At 66.4% G+C, this 22,738-nt stretch carries 16 protein-coding genes and 3 tRNA genes; 5 read left to right on the top strand and 14 right to left on the bottom strand.

Annotated elements, in window-relative coordinates; translation table 11 throughout:
- Nucleotides 1–10: 10 nt before the first annotated feature.
- The 9 genes from DFR39_RS05095 to DFR39_RS05055 all read right to left on the bottom strand — a co-directional run bounded on the left by DFR39_RS05095 (nt 11) and on the right by DFR39_RS05055 (nt 10,911).
- Nucleotides 11–84 (bottom strand) — tRNA-Cys (locus DFR39_RS05095).
- Nucleotides 85–165: 81 nt separating this feature from the next.
- Nucleotides 166–241, bottom strand: a tRNA-Gly gene (locus DFR39_RS05090).
- A 166-nt stretch (nt 242–407) separates the two neighbouring features.
- Entirely contained in the window at nt 408–2,834 is a 2,427-nt protein-coding gene (gene lon / locus DFR39_RS05085) for an endopeptidase La (protein ID WP_133602478.1), read from the bottom strand.
- 87 nt (nt 2,835–2,921) lie between these two features.
- The gene (clpX, locus tag DFR39_RS05080; RefSeq protein ID WP_133602477.1) at nt 2,922–4,196 is read right to left on the bottom strand and encodes an ATP-dependent Clp protease ATP-binding subunit ClpX; all 1,275 of its coding nucleotides are present in this window, start codon (nt 4,194–4,196) and stop codon (nt 2,922–2,924) included.
- A 115-nt stretch (nt 4,197–4,311) separates the two neighbouring features.
- Nucleotides 4,312–4,920: an ATP-dependent Clp endopeptidase proteolytic subunit ClpP gene (gene clpP / locus DFR39_RS05075; RefSeq protein ID WP_133602476.1), complete on the bottom strand. Its 609-nt coding sequence runs from the start codon at nt 4,918–4,920 to the stop codon at nt 4,312–4,314.
- Nucleotides 4,921–5,041: 121 nt separating this feature from the next.
- Nucleotides 5,042–6,355, bottom strand: coding sequence for a trigger factor (gene tig, locus DFR39_RS05070; protein ID WP_133602475.1), 1,314 nt, complete (start codon nt 6,353–6,355; stop codon nt 5,042–5,044).
- Nucleotides 6,356–6,379: 24 nt separating this feature from the next.
- Nucleotides 6,380–6,466 (bottom strand) — tRNA-Leu (locus tag DFR39_RS05065).
- Nucleotides 6,467–6,630: 164 nt separating this feature from the next.
- Nucleotides 6,631–9,768 carry an efflux RND transporter permease subunit gene (locus DFR39_RS05060; RefSeq protein WP_133602474.1) on the bottom strand — a complete coding sequence of 1,046 codons (3,138 nt, stop codon included), beginning with the start codon at nt 9,766–9,768 and terminating at the stop codon, nt 6,631–6,633.
- 15 nt (nt 9,769–9,783) lie between these two features.
- Nucleotides 9,784–10,911, bottom strand: coding sequence for an efflux RND transporter periplasmic adaptor subunit (locus DFR39_RS05055; RefSeq protein ID WP_246030700.1), 1,128 nt, complete (start codon nt 10,909–10,911; stop codon nt 9,784–9,786).
- A 136-nt stretch (nt 10,912–11,047) separates the two neighbouring features.
- On the opposite strand from DFR39_RS05055, the gene hpnC reads away from it, so the two are divergent.
- The 3 genes from hpnC to hpnE are packed head-to-tail and all read left to right on the top strand — an operon-like array spanning nt 11,048 to nt 14,035.
- Nucleotides 11,048–11,899, top strand: a complete 852-nt coding sequence (gene hpnC / locus DFR39_RS05050; RefSeq protein WP_133602473.1) for a squalene synthase HpnC — start codon at nt 11,048–11,050, stop codon at nt 11,897–11,899.
- On the top strand, nt 11,896–12,744 hold the full coding sequence (gene hpnD, locus DFR39_RS05045) for a presqualene diphosphate synthase HpnD (protein ID WP_133602472.1): 849 nt from the start codon (nt 11,896–11,898) through the stop codon (nt 12,742–12,744). Before hpnC ends, hpnD begins: the two co-directional genes overlap by 4 nt.
- Nucleotides 12,745–12,781: 37 nt before the next feature.
- Nucleotides 12,782–14,035, top strand: coding sequence for a hydroxysqualene dehydroxylase HpnE (gene hpnE, locus DFR39_RS05040; protein ID WP_133602471.1), 1,254 nt, complete (start codon nt 12,782–12,784; stop codon nt 14,033–14,035).
- A gap of 17 nt (nt 14,036–14,052) precedes the next feature.
- Here hpnE and DFR39_RS05035 read toward each other — a convergent pair whose 3' ends face one another.
- Complete coding sequence (locus DFR39_RS05035; protein WP_246030699.1) at nt 14,053–15,129, bottom strand: TIGR03790 family protein; 1,077 nt, start codon at nt 15,127–15,129, stop codon at nt 14,053–14,055.
- A gap of 116 nt (nt 15,130–15,245) precedes the next feature.
- Between DFR39_RS05035 and DFR39_RS05030 the strand changes: the two genes are divergently transcribed.
- Nucleotides 15,246–16,013 (top strand): IclR family transcriptional regulator, encoded by a 768-nt coding sequence (locus tag DFR39_RS05030; protein ID WP_133602470.1) that lies wholly within the window; start codon nt 15,246–15,248, stop codon nt 16,011–16,013.
- Nucleotides 16,014–16,094: 81 nt separating this feature from the next.
- Here DFR39_RS05030 and ahpF read toward each other — a convergent pair whose 3' ends face one another.
- The 3 genes from ahpF to lysA form a co-directional block, all read right to left on the bottom strand.
- Nucleotides 16,095–17,648, bottom strand: coding sequence for an alkyl hydroperoxide reductase subunit F (gene ahpF / locus DFR39_RS05025; protein ID WP_133602469.1), 1,554 nt, complete (start codon nt 17,646–17,648; stop codon nt 16,095–16,097).
- Between the two features lie 150 nt (nt 17,649–17,798).
- Complete coding sequence (gene ahpC, locus DFR39_RS05020; RefSeq protein WP_133602468.1) at nt 17,799–18,362, bottom strand: alkyl hydroperoxide reductase subunit C; 564 nt, start codon at nt 18,360–18,362, stop codon at nt 17,799–17,801.
- Nucleotides 18,363–18,518: 156 nt separating this feature from the next.
- The gene (lysA, locus tag DFR39_RS05015) at nt 18,519–19,769 is read right to left on the bottom strand and encodes a diaminopimelate decarboxylase (RefSeq protein ID WP_133602467.1); all 1,251 of its coding nucleotides are present in this window, start codon (nt 19,767–19,769) and stop codon (nt 18,519–18,521) included.
- Between the two features lie 108 nt (nt 19,770–19,877).
- Here lysA and DFR39_RS05010 point away from each other — a divergent pair, with 108 nt between their 5' ends.
- Nucleotides 19,878–20,813 carry a LysR family transcriptional regulator gene (locus tag DFR39_RS05010; RefSeq protein ID WP_133602466.1) on the top strand — a complete coding sequence of 312 codons (936 nt, stop codon included), beginning with the start codon at nt 19,878–19,880 and terminating at the stop codon, nt 20,811–20,813.
- Here the strand turns inward: DFR39_RS05010 and dxs are convergent.
- Nucleotides 20,807–22,699, bottom strand: coding sequence for a 1-deoxy-D-xylulose-5-phosphate synthase (gene dxs / locus DFR39_RS05005; protein ID WP_133602465.1), 1,893 nt, complete (start codon nt 22,697–22,699; stop codon nt 20,807–20,809). The two genes, DFR39_RS05010 and dxs, sit on opposite strands and share 7 nt — an antisense overlap.
- Between the last annotated feature and the right edge of the window lie 39 nt (nt 22,700–22,738).

The following is a 22,738-nucleotide window of genomic DNA, read 5'->3' as shown; positions in this document are numbered from 1 at the left end:
ATTGATTTCTTGGAGGCGCGGTCCGGAGTCGAACCGGACTAACCGGATTTGCAATCCGGGGCATAACCGCTTTGCTACCGCGCCTTAGAACTCAAATTGTGTTTTCTTCATCAGCTTTGGTGGGTCTGATGAAAATGGGAAGCCGGGGCTTCCCATTGATATGCCTGGAGCGGGTAACGAGGCTCGAACTCGTGACCTCAACCTTGGCAAGGTTGCGCTCTACCAACTGAGCTACACCCGCATTGCTTTTCAGCAATCAACGCACTGCTCGCTGAAAACTCTGCTTTGACTTGCGTCGCCGCTTTGTTTACTGCGCCGTTTGCGCTGAAGCCGAGATTCTATACCAATTTTTTGGAGCCGCGCAAGACTTTCGCTCATTTTCAGCAAGAGTCTCGCGCTCTGTGGGCTCAGTGCTTGAGCGAATCGCCGGTCTTGGCGGCTTCGGCCGGCTTGGCCTCGGCCACCGCAGCGGCGGCTGTGGCCTCCTCTTCCGGCAGGGGCTGGGGTGCCGCCTCCAGGGCCACTTCCAGCACCCGATCGATCCAGCGCACCGGCACGATTTCGAGCTGGTTCTTGACGTTCTCGGGAATGTCCTGGAGGTCCTTGACGTTCTCTTCCGGGATCAGCACGGTCTTGATGCCGCCACGGTGGGCCGCCAGCAGCTTCTCCTTGAGGCCACCGATGGCCGTCACCTCGCCGCGCAGGGTGATCTCGCCGGTCATGGCCACATCGGCGCGCACCGGGATGCCCGTCAAGGTGGAGACGAAGGCGGTGGTCATGGCCGCGCCGGCGCTGGGGCCATCCTTGGGCGTGGCGCCATCGGGCACGTGGATATGGATGTCGCGCTTCTCGAAGAGCTCGTCCTTGATGCCCAGCAGGCGGGCCCGCGAGCGCACCACGGTGCGCGCCGCCTCGACGGACTCCTTCATCACATCGCCCAGCGAGCCGGTGCGGATGATGTTGCCCTTGCCCGGCATGGCCGTGGCCTCGATGGTCAGCAGATCGCCGCCCACCTCGGTCCAGGCCAGACCAACCACCTGGCCCACCTGGTTCTTCTTCTCGGCGCGGCCGAAGTCGTACTTGCGCACGCCCAGGAACTCGTTGAGGTTGTCCTCGGTGACCTGGACCTTGCCCTCGTAGGTCTTGAGCTGCAGGCCCTTGACCACCTTGCGGCAGATCTTGGAGACCTCGCGCTCCAGCGAGCGAACGCCGGCTTCCCGCGTGTAGTAGCGGATCATGCCGCGGATGGCGGACTCGGTGACTTCCATCTCCTCGTCCAGCACGCCGTTGTTCTTGCGCTGCTTGGGCAACAGATAGCGCTGGGCGATATTGACCTTCTCGTCCTCGGTATAGCCCGAGAGGCGAATCACTTCCATGCGGTCCAGCAGGGCCGGCGGAATGTTCAGCGAGTTCGAGGTGGCCACGAACATCACATCGCTGAGGTCGAAGTCCACCTCGATGTAATGATCGGCAAAGGTGTGGTTCTGCTCAGGGTCCAGCACCTCCAGCAGGGCCGAGGACGGATCGCCGCGGAAGTCCATGCCCAGCTTGTCGATCTCGTCGAGCAGGAACAGCGGATTGCGGGTGCCCACCTTGGTCAGGCTCTGCAGCACCTTGCCCGGCATGGAGCCGATATAGGTGCGGCGGTGACCACGGATCTCGGCCTCGTCACGCACGCCGCCCAGGGCCATGCGCACGAACTTGCGGCCGGTGGCGCGCGCCACGCTCTGACCCAGCGAGGTCTTGCCCACGCCCGGGGGGCCCACCAGGCAGAGGATGGGGGCCTTGACCTTGTCCACGCGCTGCTGCACCGCGAGGTACTCGAGGATGCGTTCCTTGACCTTGTCCAGGCCGTAGTGGTCCTCGTTGAGCACGGCCTCGGCATTGGCCAGGTCGTGCTTGATCTTGGTCTTCTTGCTCCAGGGCAGGTTGACCAGGGTCTCGATGTAGTTGCGCACCACCGTGGCTTCGGCGGACATGGGCGACATCAGCTTGAGCTTCTTGAGCTCGCTGTCGGCCTTCTTGCGCGCTTCCTTGGGCATGCGGGCGGCCTGGATCTTCTTGTCCAGCTCCTCCATATCGGCGCCTTCTTCGCCGTCGCCGAGCTCCTTCTGGATGGCCTTGACCTGCTCGTTCAGGTAGTACTCGCGCTGGCTCTTCTCCATCTGGCGCTTGACGCGACCGCGGATGCGCTTTTCCACCTGCAGGATGTCGACCTCATGCTCCAGCAGGTCCAGCAGCTTCTCCAGGCGCTTGGCCACATCGGAGAGGTCCAGCACCGACTGCTTGGCGTCGAGCTTGAGCGGCAGGTGGGCGGCAATGGTGTCGGCCAGGCGACCCGCATCGTCGATGCCGGCGATGCTGGTGAGGATCTCGGGCGGGATCTTCTTGTTGAGCTTGACGTACTGGTCGAACTGCTGGGTCACCGCACGACGCAGGGCCTCGACCTCGGAACGGGTCTCGCTCTCCGGCGGGATGGGCAGCACCTCGGCGGTGAAGTGTTCTTCGCCGTCGGTGATGGTCTGGGTGGTGGCGCGCTGCAGGCCCTCGACCAGCACCTTCACGGTGCCGTCGGGCAGCTTGAGCATCTGCAGGATGCTGGAGACGCAGCCGACCTCGAACATATCGTCGGCCTTGGGCTCATCCTTGCCGGCGGCCTTCTGGGCCACCAGCATGATCTGGCGACCGGCCTCCATGGCCGCCTCCAGCGCCTTGATGGACTTGGGGCGCCCCACGAAGAGCGGAATCACCATATGCGGGAACACCACCACATCGCGCAGCGGCAGCAGCGGCAGGGTGATGGGTTCGGCAGGCAGAACGGGATGACCGGACATGAAAACCTCTCTTTCTCAGGCCCACATGGAGCCTGAGCGGGCGATTACAAGACGCCGAATGGATGGGATCGGTCGGATGGATACAGCTTAGGCGCTGGCCTTGGCCTGTTCGCGGTAAACCAGCAGGGGCTTGGCGTCTTCTTCGATGTTGTGCTCGTCCAGCACCACCTTGGCCACGCCGTCGAGGGCGGGCAGTTCGAACATGGTGTCGATCAGCGCATGCTCCATGATGGAGCGCAGACCGCGGGCACCGGTCTTGCGCGCCAGGGCCTTGCGGGCGATGGCGCCCAGGGCAGAGGGGCGCACTTCCAGCTCCACGCCGTCCATATCGAAGAGCTGCTGATACTGCTTGACCAGGGCGTTCTTGGGCTCGGTCAGGATCTGCACCAGGGCGTCCTCGGTCAGCTCACCCAGGGTGGCGACCACGGGCAGACGGCCCACCAGCTCGGGGATCAGGCCGAACTTGATCAGATCCTCGGGCTCCACCTCGCGGAAGACCTCGGAGACGCGACGCTCGCTCTTGCTCTTGACCGTGGCGCCGAAGCCGATGCCGGACTTCTCGGAGCGGTTCTGGATCACCTTCTCCAGGCCGTCGAAGGCGCCGCCGCAGATGAACAGGATATTGGTCGTGTCGATCTGCAGGAAGTCCTGGTTGGGATGCTTGCGGCCGCCTTGCGGGGGCACGCTGGCCATGGTGCCTTCCACCAGCTTCAGCAGGGCCTGCTGCACGCCCTCGCCCGACACATCGCGGGTGATGGAGGGGTTGTCGGCCTTTCGGCTGATCTTGTCGATTTCGTCGATGTAGACGATGCCGCGCTGGGCACGCTCCACGTCGTAATTGCAGTTCTGCAGCAACTTCTGGATGATGTTCTCGACATCCTCGCCCACATAGCCTGCCTCGGTCAGCGTGGTCGCGTCGGCGATCACGAAGGGCACGTTCAGCAGGCGGGCCAGGGTCTGGGCCAGCAAGGTCTTGCCGGAGCCCGTGGGGCCGATCAGCAGGATATTGCTCTTGGAGAGCTCAACGCCCTCCTTGTTGCCACCCGCGGACATGTGGCGCAGACGCTTGTAGTGGTTGTAGACCGCCACCGAGAGCGTGCGCTTGGCCACGTCCTGGCCGATCACATAGTTGTCCAGACTGCTCTTGATCTCGCTGGGCACGGGCAGATCGGACTTGCTGGCGCGCGCGGCCGGCGCGTCGGCCGGCACCTCATCGCGAATGATGTCGTTGCACAGCTCGATGCACTCATCGCAGATGAACACGGACGGGCCGGCAATGAGCTTCTTCACCTCATGCTGGCTCTTGCCGCAGAAGGAGCAGTACAGGACTTTTTCGCTGGAGTTGCCTTTTTTCTCGGCCATGGATCTGCTTAAAGGGTTCGGGCGTATGCCTGAGGATGATGATAGTTCAAACGCCGCCCGGGGCCTTGGCGCAAAAAGGCCCGGGTTCGGCGTTCTTTAACGGCGAGAAATGGCTTCAGCCGCGCTGGGTGACCACCTGGTCCACCAGCCCGTAGCTCTGTGCCTCGTCGGCCGACATAAAGTAGTCGCGCTCGGTGTCCGCCTGGATCTTCTCCAGACTCTGGCCGGTGCGCTCGGCCAGGATGCGGTTGAGCTGATCGCGGGTCTTGAGGATCTCGCGGGCATGGATCTCGATGTCCGTGGCCTGACCCTGGGCACCGCCCAGGGGCTGGTGGATCATGATCTTGCTATTGGGCAGGGCAAAACGCTTGCCCTTGGTGCCGGCCGACAGCAGGAAGGCGCCCATGCTGGCCGCCATGCCCATGCACAGGGTGGACACATCCGGCTTGATGAAGTTCATGGTGTCGAAGATCGACATGCCGGCCGAGACGCTGCCACCCGGCGAGTTGATGTAGAGCGAGATGTCCTTGTCGGGGTTCTCGCTCTCCAGGAACAGCATCTGCGCGACCACCAGATTGGCCACGGCATCGTTGACCGGGCCGACGAGGAAGATGATGCGCTCGCGCAGCAGGCGGCTGTAGATGTCGTAGGCGCGCTCGCCGCGGCCCGACTGTTCAATGACGATGGGCACCATGCCCAGATTGCTTGTTTCCAGCGCGCTCATGAGTTCCTCAATGCACTTGTGAAGCTCGATTATGTCGTCTTGGCGGTGCCCCTCGACGCCAAGGAAAAAGGCGCCGGCCTCGCGGCGCGGCGCCTTCTGTCCGGCAGCAGGATCCGCAGGATCAGCCGGCCGTGGCCATCAGCTCGTCGAAGGGCAGCGCCTTGTCGCTGATCTTGGCCTTGCCCAGCACGAACTCGGTGACGTTGTTCTCGATCACCACGGCCTCGACCTCGGCCAGACGCTCACGGTCGCTCAGGTACCAGCGCACCACCTCGGCCGGCTTCTCGTAGCTCTGCGACAGCTCTTCGATATGGGCCTGCAGCTGCTCGGGCTTGGCTTGCAGATTGTTGGCACGCACCAGCTCGGCGACGACCAGACCCAGGCGCACGCGCTTCTCGGCCTGGGGCTTGAACAGTTCCTCAGGGATCGGGGCCTTGTCGGCGTCCTTGATGCCACGCTTCTTCAGGTCTTCGCGGGCAGCGGCGACCATGCGCTCGGTTTCACCGGCGACCAGGGCGTTGGGGATGTCCAGCTCGGCAGCGGCCACCAGGGCGTCCATCACGGCAGCCTTGTTGCGGGCCAGCACGCGGAACTTGACCTCGCGCTCCAGGTTCTTCTTGATGTCGGCGCGCAGGGCCTCGACGGTGCCGTCCTTGATGCCCAGGCTCTTGGCGAAGGCTTCATTGACTTCGGGCAGGTGCTGGGCCTCGATCTTCTTGAGGGTCACCAGGAAGTCGGCTTCCTTGCCGGCCACGTCCTTGCCGTGGTAATCCTCGGGGAAGGCCAGGGGGAAGGTCTTGCTCTCGCCGGCCTTCATGCCGCGCACGGCCTTCTCAAAGGCTTCCAGCATCTGGCCTTCGCCCAGGATGAACTGGAAACCGTCGGCCTTGCCGCCGGCGAAGGGCTCGCCATCGATCTTGCCTTCGAAGTCGATGCTGACGCGGTCGCCATCAACAGCCGCATCGGCAGCGGCGCGCTGGGCGAAGGTGCGACGCTGCTTGCGCAGGATCTCGACGGTCTTGTCGATGGCCTCTTCGGTCACATCGCTGGAGACGCGCTCGACCTCGGCCGCGGCCAGATCGCCGATCTTGACTTCCGGATAGACCTCGAAGGTGGCGTCGAAGGCCATTTCGCCTTCGGCGGCATTGTCCTTCTGGGCGATGCGGGGCATGCCGGCCACGCGCAGCTGGGCTTCGTTGGCGGCGTTCTGGAAGGCCTGGCCCAGCTTGTCGTTCATGACTTCGTACTGGACCGAGTAGCCGTAGCGCTGGGCCACGACGCTCATGGGCACCTTGCCGGGACGGAAGCCGTCGGCCTTGACGGTGCGGGCCAGCTTCTTCAGACGGGTCTCGACTTCGCTGTTGATGTCAGCGGCCGCCAGCGTGAGCGTGATGCGGCGTTCGAGCTTTTCGAGGGTTTCGACGGTAACGGCCATAGTTGACTCAGACAATCAAAGTGATGGTGCGCGGGGCCGGACTCGAACCGGCACGCCCGTGAAGGCGTCAGGACCTAAACCTGGTGCGTCTACCAATTTCGCCACCCGCGCGAGTGGTGTCAGAACTGCCCTGGGACTTTTCAACCCCAGCTCAGCCCTGTGGCATTTCGGCAAACCGGAGATTGTAGCCGCTCGGAGGCTGGAAATTTCGCCCAGCGGCAAACCGGAATGCCCGATCCGGGGGGAGGGTTGCCCCGCCCCCATCCTTCAGAATTTCAGAAGCGCGAGGCTTCGGCTGGCCGCTCAACCCGGAACCAGGCGGCGTACATGGCCGGCAGGGCCAGCAAGGTCAAGGCGGTGGCCACGATCAGGCCGCCCATGATGGCCACGGCCATAGGCCCCCAGAACACGGAGCGCGACAGCGGGATCATGGCCAGCACCGCCGCCGCCGCCGTCAGCACGATAGGGCGGAAACGCCGCACCGCGGCCTCCACAATGGCACTCCAGGCCGGCACACCGCGGGAACGGTCCTGCTCGATCTGGTCGATCAAGATCACCGAGTTGCGCTGGATCATGCCCATCAGGGCGATCACGCCCAGCAGGGCCACGAAGCCGAAGGGGCGGTCCAGCAGCAGCAGGGCCGCCGCCACACCCGCAATACCCAAAGGCCCGGTCAGGAAGACCAGCATCGCCCGCGAGAAGCTCTGCATTTGCAGCATCAGCAAGGTGAAGGTGATGAACAGCATGATGGGCACGCCGGCTGCAATCGAGCCCTGGCCCTTGCTGCTTTCTTCCACGGCCCCCGCCACCTCGATGGTGTAGCCCGGCGGCATCTTCTGCCGCAGCTCATCCAGTGCGGGCCAGATCTGGGCGCTCACGGTCGCGCCCTGCATGCCATCGACCACATCCCCCTGCACGGTGACAGCGTAGCTGCGCCCCTCGCGCTGCAGCACACCGGGCTCCCACACAAAGTCGATCTTGGCAATTTGCGTGAGCGGAATGCTCTTGCCGCTGGCCGTGGGCACATAGGCGCTGCTGAGATCGGTGATGGCCTCACGCTCCGCCAGCGGCTGGCGCAGCACGATGTCGATCAGCTTGTCGCCCTCGCGGTACTGGCCCACCGGCGTGCCCGACAGCAGGGTCCGGGTGGATTGGGCAATGCTCTGGCTGCTCACCCCCAGCGCCCGCGCCTTGTCCTGATCAATCTCCAGGCGCAAAGCCTTGACCGACTCGTTCCAGTTGTCGTTCACGCCGCGCATATTGGGATTGGCCCGCAACACATCCTTGGCCTGATCGGCCCAGCGTCGCACTTCCTTGACGTTGTCACCCATGACACGGAACTGCACCGGATAGGACACCGGCGGTCCGTTGGGAAGCAGCTTGACGCGCGCGCGCGCCTCAGGAAATTCGGCCGCCACCAGGGCCGGCAGGCGCTTGCGCAGCTCCTCGCGTTCCGCCATCCCCTTGGGCAGGATGATGGCCTGGCTCACGTTCGACGCGGGGAAGACTTGATCCAGGGGCAGATAGAAGCGCGGCACGCCGCTGCCAATCCAGCTGCTGACCGTGGCCACACCGGGCTCGGCCATCATGCGTGCTTCGAAGCGCTTGGCCACGCTGCGCGTCTGTTCGATGGTGCTGCCTTCCGGCAGCGCCAGGTCCACCAGAATCTCGGGCCGACTGGAGTCCGGGAAGAACTGCTGCTGGACCCGGCTCATCCCAAACAGACCCAGGCCGAAGATCAGCAGGGTTGCGGTGATGGTCTTCCAGCGATGCTCCACGCACCAGCGCACCATGGCACGGAAGCGGTTGTAGAAAGGCGTATCGAAGAGCTCATGAGCCTCGCCCTCCTTGGCAGGATGCGTGCGCAGCAGCAGCGCTCCCAGATAGGGCACGAAATACACCGACACGATCCATGAGATCAGCAAGGCCGCCGCCGTGACCGCAAAGATGGCAAAGGTGTATTCACCGGTGGCCGACTGGGCCAGGCCGATGGGCAGGAAACCGACGGCCGTGATCAGGGTGCCGGTCAGCATGGGCATGGCCGTTGCGTCATAGGCAAAGGTGGCCGCATGCATCTTGTCGTAGCCCTCCTCCAGCTTGCGCACCATCATCTCCACCGCAATGATGGCGTCGTCCACCAGCAGACCGAGGGCGATGATGAGTGAGCCCAGGGAGATCTTGTGCAGGCCCACGCCCCAATAGAACATGGTCACGAAGGTGATGGCCAGCACCAGGGGAATCGTGATGGCGACCACCAGGCCCGGCCAGATATCAATGCGCAGAGGGCGGGTGTGCAGGCCCAGCGAGATGAAGCTGACCGCCAGCACGATCACCACGGCCTCGATCAGCACCTTCACGAACTCGTTGACCGAGCGCGTGACCGCCTGGGGTTGATCCTGAATCTGCGCCAGCTCTATGCCGGCGGGCAGACCGCGCCTCACCTCCTCGGCCGCCTGTTGCAGCGACTTGCCCAAGGCGATGATGTCGCCGCCCTTGGCCATGGAGATGCCCAGAGCCACCACATCCTTACCCTGGTGACGCACCATCACGCCGGGCGGATCGGCATAACCCCGCTGCACCTCGGCGATATCCGCCAGCCGCAGACTGCTGGCCTGCCCCGTCGCCGGGTTGACCGCACGTATGGGCAATTCCTTGAGGGCCGCCACGGAGTCGAACTGACCAGCGACGCGCAGCTGGATATTGCCGCTACCCGCATTCAGCACGCCGGCGCCTTCCACAGCGTTCTGCGCCGAGAGCTGGGCAATGATCTGGCCGAAGTCCAAGCCCAGTTCGGCCAGCCGCTTCTGTGAAACCTCCACATAGAGCTTTTCGGCCTGAACGCCGAACAGCTCCACCTTGGCCACATCCTGGACCTTGAGCAGGCGCGAGCGCACCCGCTCCGCATGCTCCCTCAACTCCTCGGGGCTGAATCCATCGGCGGACAAGGCCAGGATGGAGCCGTAAACGTCACCGAATTCGTCATTGAAGATGGGGCCGATGACCCCCTGAGGGAGGCGATGGCGCATATCGCCAATCTTCTTGCGAACCAGGTACCAAGTACCGGCCACCTCACTCGGCGGAGTCGTCTCCTTGAGAATGAACACCGTCAGGGACTCGCCCGGCTTGGCGAAGCTGCGCACCTTGTCGGCATGCGGCACCTCCTGCAGAACGCGCTCAATTTTGTCGGTGACCTGCTCCGCCACCTGCTGCGAAGTCGCCCCGGGCCAAAAAGCCTGAATGACCATCACCCGGAAGGTAAACGGCGGATCCTCGTCCTGGCCCAGCTGAAAGTAGGCGGCAAAGCCCATCACCATCAGCACCACCATCAGGTAGCGCGTCAGGGCCGGATGCTCCAGCGCCCAGCGCGAGATATTGAAGCGCGAGGCCAAGGGTGTGTTGGGGGAAGCGTTCATGCGAGACGTCCCCAGTTAGCGCGAAGCCGCCGGTGCCGCCGCGGGTGCGGCATAGCGCGAGACCTTCTGCCCCGGTGTCAGCACGTGCACACCGGCCGTCACGACCTCCTGGCCCGGACTCAAGCCCTCGGCCACCAGCACCTCGTTCCCCTCAGCCCCTTGCAGCCGTATGGCTTGCAGCCTGACCGTCATGCTCTTGGCATCGAGCACCCAGACCGAGGTCTTGCCCTGCTGCTCCAGCACCGCACTGAGGGGCAGCTTGATGAAGTTGTGCTGCTTGGGCAGTTCCAGTCGCACCGTGGCCGTCTGCCCCAGGCGGGCGTCGAGCTTGCCGGCATCGGCTTTCACGAGAAAGGTGCGCGTCGCAGGATCGGCCGCGGCCGAAACCTCGCGCAGCTGAATGGCTTGCGCCCCCTGCTCACCACCCCACAGGCGCACACTCAGCGCGCCGGGCCGGCCGGCCGCCTCGCGCAGCCGACTGACCATCTGTTCGGGCACCGAGAACACGACATCCCGCGGGCCATCATGCGCCAGCTGCAAGACGGGCGCCCCCGCCCCGATCACCATGCCGGGTTCAGCCAGAACACCGGTGATCACACCCGCAGCATCCGCGCGCAGCTGAGCGTAGTCCGACTGATTGCTCTGCACGGTGGCCTGAGCTTTGGCCTGGTCCAACTGCGCCTGCGCAGCCTTGAAGACCGCATCACGGCGCTCAAGTTCGGCGGCACTGATGAAGCCCTGCTGATGCAGATCGATGAAGCGCTTGTAATCGGCCCCGGCCTGATCGCGATTGACCCGCGCGGCATTCATGGCGGCACGGGCGGCCTCCTGGGCCAACATCAGGTCCTGCGCATCAAGACGCGCCAGCACCTGCCCGGGCTTCACCACATCACCCAGACTGACACGGCGCTCCTGCAGCTTGCCGCCCACGCGAAAGGCCAGCCGCGACTCGGTACGAGCCCTCAGTTCAGCCGCGTATTCGAGCACCGGTCCGGAGCTCTCTTGCGTCACCACCTGGGTGCGCACCGCCCGCACGGGCTCGGGGGGGGCGGACTGCCTGCCGCAGCCAAGCAACATCAGGAGCAGCGCGACGCTCAAAGCCTGGCAAGCGCCGGCACGGGCCGACCTCAGAACATGGGGCATGGACAACCTCAATAAAGGGCTGAGCCCAGCCGAGCCTGGACTCTGCAACTGACTAACCGGTCAGTAATGTATGGGCCGAGCATGCTGCTGTCAAACAGCTGAACTCACTGCCTTGGGCCCGGCAAAGCCGGGGACAATGCTCCGCGTGAGCATAGAGCACTACGAGAACTTCCCGGTAGCGTCCTGGCTGTGTCCGCCAGCGCTACGCCCCGCTGTGGTGGCGATCTACCACTTCGCCCGCTGTGCCGACGACCTGGCCGACGAGGGCGATGACAGCCCCGAGCAGCGCCTGGCCGCGCTGCGCGCCTATCGCGCCGACCTTCATGCCGTAGCCGCCGCAAAGGCGCCCTCCCCGCGCTGGCTGCGACCGGTCTTCGCCGCCCTGGGGCCGGTGATCGCACGCCACCGCCTGCCCCTGCCGCTGCTGGAGGCCCTGCTGGACGCCTTCGAGCAGGATCTGGTCAAGAGCCGCTATGCCGACCGCGCCGAACTGCTGGACTACTGCCGCCGCTCGGCCGATCCGGTAGGCCGCCTGCTGCTGCACCTCTACGGCATCCAGGACGCCGACTCGCTGCGCCGCTCCGATGCCATCTGCAGCAGCCTGCAGCTGATCAATTTCTGGCAGGACTTCAGCCGCGACCTACCGCGCGGCCGCGTCTATGCCCCGGCCGGCGATCTGGCCCGCCACGGACTGAGCGCCGAGGACCTGCTGGCCGGGCGCGACAGCCCGGCCGCACGGGCGCTGATCCGCGAGCTCTGTGACTGGGCCCGCGCCCTGATGCTGGAAGGCGCACCCCTGGTGCACCGCATCCCGGGGCGTGCGGGCTGGGAGCTGCGTCTGGTGGTACAAGGCGGCCTGCGCATTCTTGAGAAAATCCGTCGGATGGATCACGCCAGCCTCATTCACCGCCCCCGCATCACCGCCCTGGACCTGCCATTTCTGCTGCTGGGCAGCCTGCGCATGCGCGCTGCGGAGGGCCAGGCGTGACGCCCGAGCAATACGTCCAGGACAAGGCGGCCAAGAGCGGTTCGAGCTTTTACTACGCCTTTCTCTTCCTGCCGCCGCCCCGGCGCGCGGCCATCACCGCCTTCTACGCCTTCTGCCGCGAGGTTGACGATGTGGTGGACGAGATCCAGGACCCCGGCGTGGCCGCCACCAAGCTGGCCTGGTGGCGCAAGGAGGTGGCCAATGCCTTTGCCGGCCAGCCCCAGCACCCGGTGATGAAGGCCCTGATGCCCCATGTGGCGGACTATGACATCCGCGCCGAGCACCTGAATGCGGTGATCGAGGGCTGCCAGATGGACCTGGACCAGACCCGCTACCTGGACTATCCCGGCCTGCAGCGCTACTGCCATCTGGTGGCGGGCGTGGTGGGCGAGGTGGCCTCGGGCATCTTCGGCCGCACGGACACCCAGACCGTGGCCTATGCCCACAAGCTGGGCCTGGCCATGCAGCTCACCAACATCATCCGCGACGTGGGCGACGACGCCCGGCGCGGCCGCATCTATCTGCCGGTCTCCGAACTGCAGCAGTTCGACGTCAAGGCCCACGAGATCCTCAAGCGCGACAAGCCCTGGGGCTATAGCGAGCGCTTCACAGCCCTGATGCAGTTCCAGGCCGCGCGCGCCCACGCCCTCTACGACGAGGCCCTGGCCCTGCTGCCCGAGGCCGATCGCCGCGCCCAGAAGCCCGGGCTGATGATGGCCAATATCTACCGCGCCCTGCTGCGCGAGATCGAGGCCGAGAACTTCCAGGTGCTGCAGCAGCGCATCTCGCTGACCCCGCTGCGCAAGCTCTGGATCGCGATGAAGACCAATTGGCGAGGCCGGTGATGCCCCTCCCCTTGCCGGCTGCGGCGGCCGCTCGGTCATGAAGATTGCTGTTGTTGGTGGGGGCTGGGCCGGTCTGGCCGCGGCCGTCACCCTCAGCCAGGCCGGGCAGCAGGTCAGCCTCTTCGAGATGGCGGGTCAGCCCGGCGGTCGCGCCCGCAGCCTGGGGGGCGAGGAACCGCGCCTGGACAATGGCCAGCACATCCTGATCGGCGCCTACCGCGAGAGCCTGGACCTGATGCGCCAGGTGGGCGCCCGGCCCGACGAGCTGCTGCTGCGCAAGCCCCTGCGCCTGCGCTACCCGCAGCACGAGGGCCTGCGCCTGCCGCCCGGCCCGCCCCTACCGGCCTTTGCGCGCGCGGTGCTGGGCTATGGCGCCTGGCCCTGGCGCGCCCGCCTGGCCCTGCTGCGCGCCAGCCTGGGCTGGACCCTGAACGGCTTTGATTGCGACCCGCGCCTGAGCGTGGACGCGCTGTGCCAGGCCCTGCCCGCCGCCGTGCGCCAGGAGCTGATCGATCCCCTGTGCGTGGCCGCGCTCAACACCCCGGCCCGCGAGGCCAGCGCCCAGGTCTTTCTGCGCGTGCTGCGCGACGCCCTCTTCAGCGGCCCTGGCTCGGCCGATCTGCTGCTGCCGCGCCGGCCCTTGAGCGAGCTGCTGGCCGAGCCGGCCGCCGCCTGGCTGGAGGCCCGCGATGCCACGCTGCACTGGCAGCGCCGCATCAGCCGGCTGGAGGCTGGCCCGCGCCTGGACGGCGAAGCTTTTGATGCCGTGATCCTGGCCTGCAGCGCCGGCGAGGCGGCGCGCCTGGCCGCACCGCTGGCGCCGGACTGGGCGGCGCGTGCTGCGGCCCTGCGCTTCGAGCCCATCGTCACCGTCTATCTGGAGAGCCCCGGCAGCGCCCTGCCCGCGCCCATGGTCGCCCTGCATGAGAGCGCGGAGCAGCCCGCCCAGTTCGCCTTCGACCTGGGTCAGCTGGGCCATGCACCGGGGCGCTTTGCCTTTGTGATCAGCGGCGCCGCGCCCTGGGTGGCGCGCGGCCTGGAGGCCACCGGCGCGGCCGTGCTGGCCCAGGCCCAGGCGGCGCTGGCCTGGCGCAGCCCACCCACCCTGCTGCGCTGCCTGGCCGAGAAGCGCGCCACCTTTGCCTGCACCCCGGGCCTGCAACGCCCGGCCGCGGCCGTGGCCCCGGGCCTCTGGGCCGCGGGCGACTATGTGGACGGCCCCTACCCGGCCACGCTGGAGGGCGCGGTGCGCTCGGGCCGCGCGGCCGCGCAGGCCGTGCTGGCAGGCTGAGGCCGAGCTGCGCTTCTTCAGCGCGGGGCGCGGCCGTAGGGCGCCGCCAGGGGTTCGCCCACGAACACGCTCTGCCCCGGCCACAGCACGCTGCGCCAATAGGCTTCGAGGGCGCTCTGGCCCTGCAGATAGTTCAACAGCAGCAGCTGCGGATGCGGGAACTTCTGCAGATGGTTGCAGGGCTCGCTCACGGCGCCGTGGCTGGCCGTGGCACCCGCCTCGATCCAGTCCAGCGCGCTCATCTGCGGGCCGCTGCTGCGCTCCAGCTGGCCGCCCAGCGAGGTCAGGTGGTCGGCCAGGGCGCCGGGGATGAAGGGGATGCGCTCCAGCCCCTCCACCCGCGCCAGACCGGTCTGGAAGAGCAGCACCTCGCTGAGCTCGGGCAGGGCCGCCTGGGCCACGCGCCGGGTCTGCAGGCCATGGGCCCAGAGCCGGCTCTCGGGTGGAAACAGGGGCTCGCGCACATTGCGGGCCTTGTCCTCGGTGGCGGCAAACACGGCCTGCACCGGCGGCGTGCCGCGCTCCAGCAGGGAGCGGTCGGCCGCCAGGCCGCGCTCGATCAGGGCCTTGGCGCTCTCCACCGAACGCGCCGCCAGCAGCATGGCCGGGCGCAGGCCCAGATCGCTGAAGGGCTTGTGCCCCGTGTAGGCCGGATAGGGTGAGGGCTTGGAGGCCGCGCAGCTGTTCTTGCACAGCTCGGGCTGGAAGCCCAGAGCCAGGGCGCCGGTGATCGAGTTGCAGGCCACGGCATAGGGCTGGCTCCAGGCCAGCACCAGGGCCTGCACCTGGGGGCCCAGGCGCTCGTCCAGCTGGGTCTTGAAGGCCTCGAACTCGGCCGGGCTCAGCACCGCCTGGCGCGGCAGATCAAGCGTGATCAGCTGCTGGGGCGCGAGGCCGCGCTTCTTCGCATACTCCGCACCCACCGCCACCGAATAGGGGTCCTGGCGATTGATCACCACGGCGATATCGGCCGCCACCAGACGGCCTTGGGGCTGGGGCAGGCGCAGCCAGCTCGGTTCCTGCTGAGCCCGCGCGGGCCCCATCAGCAGGAACAGGGCGGCACCTGCAAACAACACAATGATGCGGCGCAGCATTTCGCCATGCAAAATCGACTCAGAATCCCGCACAATCAAACATCCATGGAAAGCCCGCCTGTCCCAGGATACGGCCGGGCCATGACAGCAGAAGAAAACAACACACAAGCAGGGCCATGAAGAGCAAAGAGGGGCAAACGCCCGCCATCCAGGTGCTGGAACGCAGCTTCGCGCTGCTGGACGTCTTGGCCAGCCATCAGGATCCCGTGTCACTCAAGCAGATCAGCGAGGCCACCGGCCTGCACCCCTCCACCGCGCACCGCATTCTCAACGACCTGGCCATAGGTCGCTTCGTCGACCGGCCGGAGGCCGGCAGCTACCGCCTGGGCATGCGCCTGCTGGAGCTGGGCAATCTGGTGAAGGCCCGCCTGGATGTGCGCGACGCGGCGCTCTCGCCCATGCGCGAGCTGCACAAATTCACCCACCAGCCGGTCAATCTCTCGGTGCGCCAGGGCGACGAGATCGTCTATATCGAGCGCACCTACAGCGAGCGCTCGGGCATGCAGGTCGTGCGCGCCGTGGGCGGCCGCGCCCCCCTGCACCTGACTTCGGTGGGCAAGCTCTTTCTGGCCAGCGACGACCCGCAGCGGGTGCGTGCCTACGCCACCCGCACCGGCCTGGCCGGCCACACCAAGAACAGCCTCACCGAGATCGGCGCCCTGGAGCGCGAGCTGGCCCTGATCCGCCAGCGCGGCCTCTCGCGGGACGACGAGGAGCTGGAGCTGGGCGTGCGCTGCATGGCTGCCGGCATTTACGACGACCAGGGCAAGCTGGTGGCCGGCCTCTCCATCTCGGCCCCGGCCGACCGCCTGGAAGAAGGCTGGCTGGCCCGGCTCAAGGAGACCGCCTCGCAGATCTCGCAGGCATTGGGATACCGAGGCTGAGCACGCATGCAAAAGCGCCCCGCGGGGCGCTTTTTGGCTTCTGGCTGCGGGAAGCGTACGCCCCCCCGCGACAACGGCTAATCAGTGGCGGATCAGATGATCGAAGGCCGAAAGCGCCGCCTTAGCACCGTCGCCCGCCGCGATCACGATCTGCTTGTAAGGCACGGTCGTCGCATCACCGGCCGCAAACACGCCCGGCACCGAGGTTTCACCCTTGGCGTTGACGATGATCTCGCCGAACTTGGACAGCTCCACCGTGCCCTTGAGCCATTCGGTGTTGGGCACCAGGCCGATCTGCACGAACACGCCCTCCAGTTCGAGGCGCTTGGCTTCACCGGTGGCGCGGTCGGTGTAGTTCAGACCATTAAGCTTGCCGCCCTCTCCGGTGAACTCGGTGGTCTGGGCATTGGTGTGGATGGTGACATTGGGCAGGCTTTCAAGCTTCTTCACCAGCACCGCGTCGGCACGCAGCTGCTCGCCGAATTCCAGCAGGGTGACATGGGCCACGATGCCGGCCAGGTCGATGGCCGCTTCCACGCCGGAGTTGCCGCCACCAATCACCGCCACGCGCTTGCCCTTGAACAACGGACCGTCGCAGTGCGGGCAGTAGGCCACGCCCTTGTTCTTGTACTCCTGCTCGCCGGGCACATTGACATTGCGCCAGCGCGCACCGGTGGAGAGGATCACGGTCTTGCTCTTGAGCACGCCGCCATTGGCCAGCTGCACCTCGATGAGGCCGCCGGGCTCGCTGGCAGGGATGAGCTTGTCTGCGCGCTGCAGGTTCATGATGTCCACGCCATAGTGCTTGACGTGGGACTCCAGGGCCATGGCGAACTTGGGGCCATCGGTCTCCAGCACCGAGATGTAGTTCTCGATGGCCAGGGTGTCGTTGACCTGGCCGCCGAAGCGCTCGGCCGCCACGCCGGTGCGGATGCCCTTGCGGGCGGCATAGACCGCCGCGGCCGCGCCGGCCGGGCCGCCGCCAACGATCAGCACATCGAAGGCCTCCTTGGCGGAGAGCTTGGCGGCGTCGCGGGCCGCCGCGCCGGTATCCAGCTTGGCCACGATCTCTTCCACGCTCATGCGGCCGGAGCCGAAAACCTGGCCGTTCAGGTAGACCGAGGGCACGGCCATGATCTCGCGGGCATTGACCTCGTCCTGGAACAGGGCGCCGTCGATCACCACGGTCTTGACCTTGGGGTTGAGCACCGACATCAGGGACAAGGCCTGCACCACGTCCGGGCAGTTGTGGCAGGACAGGCTCATATACACCTCGAAGGCGTAGTCGCCGTCCAGGCTCTTGATCTGCTCGATGAGCTCGGGCTCGACCTTGGGCGGGTGGCCACCGGTCCACAGCAGGGCCAGCACCAGGGAGGTGAACTCATGGCCCAGGGGGATGGCGGCAAAGCGCAGGCTTTGTTCGGTACCGGTGCGCATGAGGCTGAAGGAAGGGCGACGGGCGTCCTGACCGTCCAGCTTCAGCGTGATCTTGTCGGACATCGCGGCGATGTCCTGCAGCAGTTGCTGCAACTCGCGGGAGCTCTCAGAGTCGCTCAGGGAAGCCTCGATCTCGAACGGCAGGGTGACGCGCTCCAGATAGGCCTTGAGCTGAGTCTTCAGGGTGTCGTCCAACATGGTGATGCTTCCTTCTTGTATCAAGCGACTTTGAGAGCTGGCCTCCTTTGCGAACAGGCGGCCAGGGGCATCCCGGCGGCACGCTGGCCGCCGGAAATGCTGCAGGCGGTGATGAGGACGGGCCTCAACACGGGGTGGGCTGGAAGAGGCTTAGATCTTGCCGACCAGGTCCAGCGACGGCGCAATGGTCTTGGCGCCTTCGTTCCACTTGGCCGGGCAGACCTGGCCGGGGTTCTTGGCGGTGTACTGGGCAGCCTTGAGCTTGCGCAGGGTTTCCTTGACGTCGCGGGCGATCTCGTTGGAATGGATCTCGGCGGTCTTGATCACGCCTTCCGGGTTGATCACGAAGGTGCCACGCAGGGCCAGGCCTTCTTCCGGAATGTGCACGCCGAAGGCGTTGGTCAGAGCGTGGGTCGGGTCACCAACCAGGGGGAACTTGGCCTTGCCCACGGCCGGGCTGGTCTCGTGCCACACCTTGTGCGAGAAGTGCGTGTCGGTGGTGACGATGTAGACCTCGGTGTCGGCCTTCTGGAACTCGGCGTAGTGCTCGGCAGCGTCTTCCACTTCGGTGGGGCAGTTGAAGGTGAAGGCGGCCGGCATGAAGATCAGCACGGACCACTTGCCCTTCAGGGACTGCTCGGTCACCTCGATGAACTTGCCGTTGTGGAAAGCTTGGGCCTTGAAGGGCTGGACTTGGGTGTTGATCAGGGACATGTATGCACTCCGCTGTGGGTTGAAAGAATGGGCTGAATCATATCGATGGCCCATCCCCCACAGGGTTGTTTAATCAAATCACCCCGATTGCCTGCGCCTATTGGGCGCGCACCACCCTGCGAATTCCCTCAATCAAGCGCCGCGGCAGGCACAGCCTCAGAGCCCGGCCTCCAGCGCCAGCAGCTCTTCCACGGTCTGACGGCGACGGATCAGCCGGGCGGTGGCCGGGTCATCGCCCTCCACCAGCACCTCGGCGATCAGGGGCCGGCTGTTGTAGTTGCTGGACATGGAGGCGCCATAGGCCCCGGTGTCATGGATCAGCAGCAGATCACCCACCCGGGCCTCGGCCAGCGCGCGCGGCACCACCACGCCGCCGTCCTCCTGGGTGAAAACATCGCCCGACTCGCACAGCGGCCCGGCCACCACGCTGGGCCGACTGGCGCGCGCCACGCCGTCGCGCGGCAGGATCTCCATGGCGTGGAAGGCGCCGTACATGGCGGGGCGCATCAGCTCGTTGAAGCCGGCATCCACCAGCACGAAATGGTTGGCGCCCGCGTTCTTGGTGGCGCGCACCTCGGCCAGCAGCAGACCGGCCTCGGCCACCAGGAAGCGGCCTGGCTCGATCTCCAGATGCAGGCCATGGCCCAGCAGGGCCTCGGCCTGCTTGCGGGCCGCATCCCAGAGGCCGAAGTAATGCGCCGTGTCGATCACCGCCCCACCCTCACGGTAGGGAATGGAGAGCCCGCCGCCGGCCGAGATGGCCTGCAGATCGTGGCCGGCCTCCTGGGCTTGGCGCACCAGATCCACCATGGCACCGCAGACCTGGGCCAGATGGCCGTAGTCCACGCCCGAGCCGATGTGCATGTGCAGGCCGACCAGCTTCAGGCCCTGGGCGCGGATCACGTCCAGCGCGGCGCCCAGCTCGCTGTGCCAGATGCCGTGCTTGCTGTGCTCGCCGCCGGTATTGGTCTTGTTGCTGTGGCCATGGCCGAAGCCCGGGTTGATGCGCAGCCAGACCGGATGGCCGGGCGAGACAGCGGCCAGCTGGCCCAGCATATCGATGGAGCCGGCATTCACCGGCACGCGGTGCTCGGCCACGGTGGCCAGGGTCTCGCGGTCCAGCAGATCGGCGGTGAAGACGATCTCGCCATCCGCCCCGGCGCGGTAGCCGGCGGCCAGGGCGCGCAGGATCTCGCCGCGCGAGACGGCATCCACCTTCACACCCTGCTCGCGCATCAGCTTGAGGATATGGGTGTTGGAGCAGGCCTTCTGCGCGAAGCGGATAGTGTCGAAGGCCTGGAGCGCCGCGATGCGGCTGCGGATGAGGGCCGCGTCATAAACCCATAGCGGGGTGCCGAAGCGTTCGGCCAGATTCCAGAGCAGGGGGGCGGAGACGGGACGGGGCATGGTGCAGACCGGGCAGGATTTTTGATGAGCGCCAGCATGCCCGCACCCAACCATTCAATCAAATGCTTTGATTTCTTCAATCAATTCAATCCTGATATGGTTTAGCCCATGAGCATCAGCCACCGCCATATCGAGGTCTTCCGTGCCGTGATGACGGCCGGCAGCGTCACCGGCGCCGCCGCCCTGCTGCACAGCAGCCAGCCCACGGTGAGCCGCGAGCTGGCGCGGCTGGAGCAGCTGCTGGGCTATGCGCTTTTCGAGCGCCAGGCCGGGCGGCTGCGGCCCAATACCCGCGCCCTGGCCCTGTTCGACGAGGTGCAGCGCAGCTTCCAGGGGCTGGGTCGGGTGCTGGAGCGGGCCTCGCAGCTGGGGCGCGCGGAGGCGGCCTCGCGGCTGTCGGTACTCTGCCTGCCAGCCCTGAGCCATGCCTTGCTACCCGCCGCGTGCGCGGACTTTCTGCGCCAGCACCCGGCGGCCGAGCTGGCGATCACACCCCAGGAATCGCCCCTGCTGGAGGAATGGATGGGGGCGCAGCGCTTCGATCTGGGCCTGTCGGAATCGGGCCTCTCGGCCCCGGGCACGCGCAGCGAGGCGCTGCTGGCCCTGGACGAGGTCTGCGTGCTGCCCGCCGGCCACCGCCTGCTGGCCAAGCCCTGCCTGACGCCGGCGGATTTTGCGGGGGAGGACTTCGTCAGCCTCTCGCCGGAAGATCCCTACCGGCAGCAGCTGGATGCGATCTTCGGCGCGGCCGGGGTGGCGCGGCGGCTGCGGCTGGAAACGCACAGCGCCGTGGCCGTCTGCGCATTGGTGCAGCAGGGCCTGGGCCTGACGGTGGTGAACCCGCTCACGGCCCTGGCCTGCGCGGGGCCGGGTCTGCGCCTGCGGCGCTTCGGGGTCTCGGTGCCTTTTCGGGTGCAGGCCTTGCTGCCGGAGTTCCGGCCGGCCCAGCCCCTGGCGCTGGCCTTGCTGGCCAGCCTGCGCCTCACGGCGCAGACGCTGGCCGCCCAGCTGGATCAGGCCCTGGAGGGGCCCGTCGCTTACTGATTCGCCGCGCGCACCAGGGCCGGGCGAGCGCCAAAGCGCTTGAGGATGCTCTGCTCGATGCCGGCAGCGTCCAGGCCGCACTGGCTCATCAGCTTGGCCGGGTCGCCATGCTCGATGAACTCGTCGGGCAGGCCCAGCTGCAGCACCGGCACATTCAGGCCGGCGGCCTGCAGGGCTTCCAGCACGGCAGAACCCGCACCGCCCATCAGGCAGCTGTCTTCCACCGTGACGATGGCCTCGTGCGTGCGCGCCAGTTCGGCCACCAGGGCCGTGTCCAGCGGCTTGACGAAGCGCATATTCGCCACCGTCGCGTCCAGGGCCTCGGCGGCCTTGAGTGCCGGGTACAGCAGGGTGCCGAAGGCCAGGATGGCAATGCGTGAGCCTGGACGGCGCACCTCGCCCTTGCCCCAGGGCAGGGCCTGCATCTCTTTTTGCACCACGCTGCCCACGCCGCTGCCGCGCGGGTAACGCACCGTGACGGGCCCGTTGTGCTGGAAGCCGGTGAACAGGGCCTGACGGCACTCGTTCTCGTCGGCCGGGGTCAGCACCGCCATATTGGGAATGCAGCGGGTGTAGGCGATGTCGTAGTTGCCGGCATGCGTGGCGCCGTCGGCGCCCACCAGACCGGCGCGGTCCAGGGCAAACAGCACCGGCAGATTCTGGATGGCCACATCATGGACCAGTTGGTCGTAGGCGCGCTGCAGGAAGGTGGAGTAGATCGCCACCACCGGCTTGAGCCCTTCGCAGGCCAGGCCGGCGGCGAAGGTGACCGAGTGCTGCTCGGCGATGCCCACATCGTGATAACGGGTCGGGAAGCGCTTGTGGAAGTCCACCATGCCCGAGCCCTCGCGCATGGCGGGCGTGATGCCCACCAGGCGCTGGTCTTGCTCGGCCATATCGCACAGCCACTCGCCGAAGATCTGGGTGAAGGTGGGCTTGGGCGGCGTGGCCGGCTTGACAAAACCCACGGCCGGATCGAACTTGCCCGAAGCCGCGTGGTACTTGACCGGATCGGCCTCGGCCAGCTTGTAGCCGGCGCCCTTCTTGGTCACCACATGCAGGAACTGCGGGCCCTTCTTGTCGCGCAGGTTCTCCAGCGTGGGGATCAGGGCGTCCAGATCGTGGCCGTCGATGGGGCCTACATAGTTGAAGCCAAATTCCTCGAAGATGGTGCCGGGCACGACCATGCCCTTGGTGTGCTCCTCGAAGCGACGCGCAAACTCGTAGAGCGGCGTGTTCTTCAGCACCGACTTGGCGCCCTCGCGGGCCGCGGCGTAAAACTTGCCGCTCATCAAGCGGGCCAGATACTTGTTGAGGGCGCCCACCGGCGGGCTGATTGACATATCGTTGTCGTTCAGCACCACCAGCACATCCCCCAGCAGGCCACCATGGGCCACGCCGGCGTTGTTCAGCGCCTCAAAGGCCATGCCGGCCGTCATGGAGCCGTCGCCGATGATGGCCACGGCCTTGCGGTCCTCGCCCTTGAGCTTGGCAGCCATGGCCATGCCATGGGCGGCGGAGATCGAGGTGCTGGAGTGCCCCGTGCCGAAGGTGTCGTACTCGCTCTCGTCGCGGCGCGGGAAGCCGCTGATGCCACCGAGCTGGCGCAGGCTGGCCATGGCCTCGCGGCGGCCGGTCAGCACCTTGTGCGGATAGGTCTGGTGACCCACATCCCAGACCAGGCGGTCATGCGGCGTGTTGAACACATAGTGCAGCGCGATGGTCAGTTCCACCGTGCCCAGATTGGAGCCCAGATGACCACCGGTCTTCGAGACTGACTCCAGCACATAGGCGCGCAATTCGTCGGCCAGCTTGTTGAGATCGGCGCGCGGCAGGCGACGCAGATCGGACGGGCTGTTGACGGTCTTCAGCAGGGCATAGTTCATGCTCTTATTCCCAGCTTGCTTGAGTTGTTCGGGAGAGAT

The organism is Roseateles asaccharophilus, assembly GCF_004362405.1.
Classification (GTDB): domain Bacteria; phylum Pseudomonadota; class Gammaproteobacteria; order Burkholderiales; family Burkholderiaceae_C; genus Kinneretia; species Kinneretia asaccharophila.
This window is presented reverse-complemented; position numbering and strand designations above follow the sequence as displayed.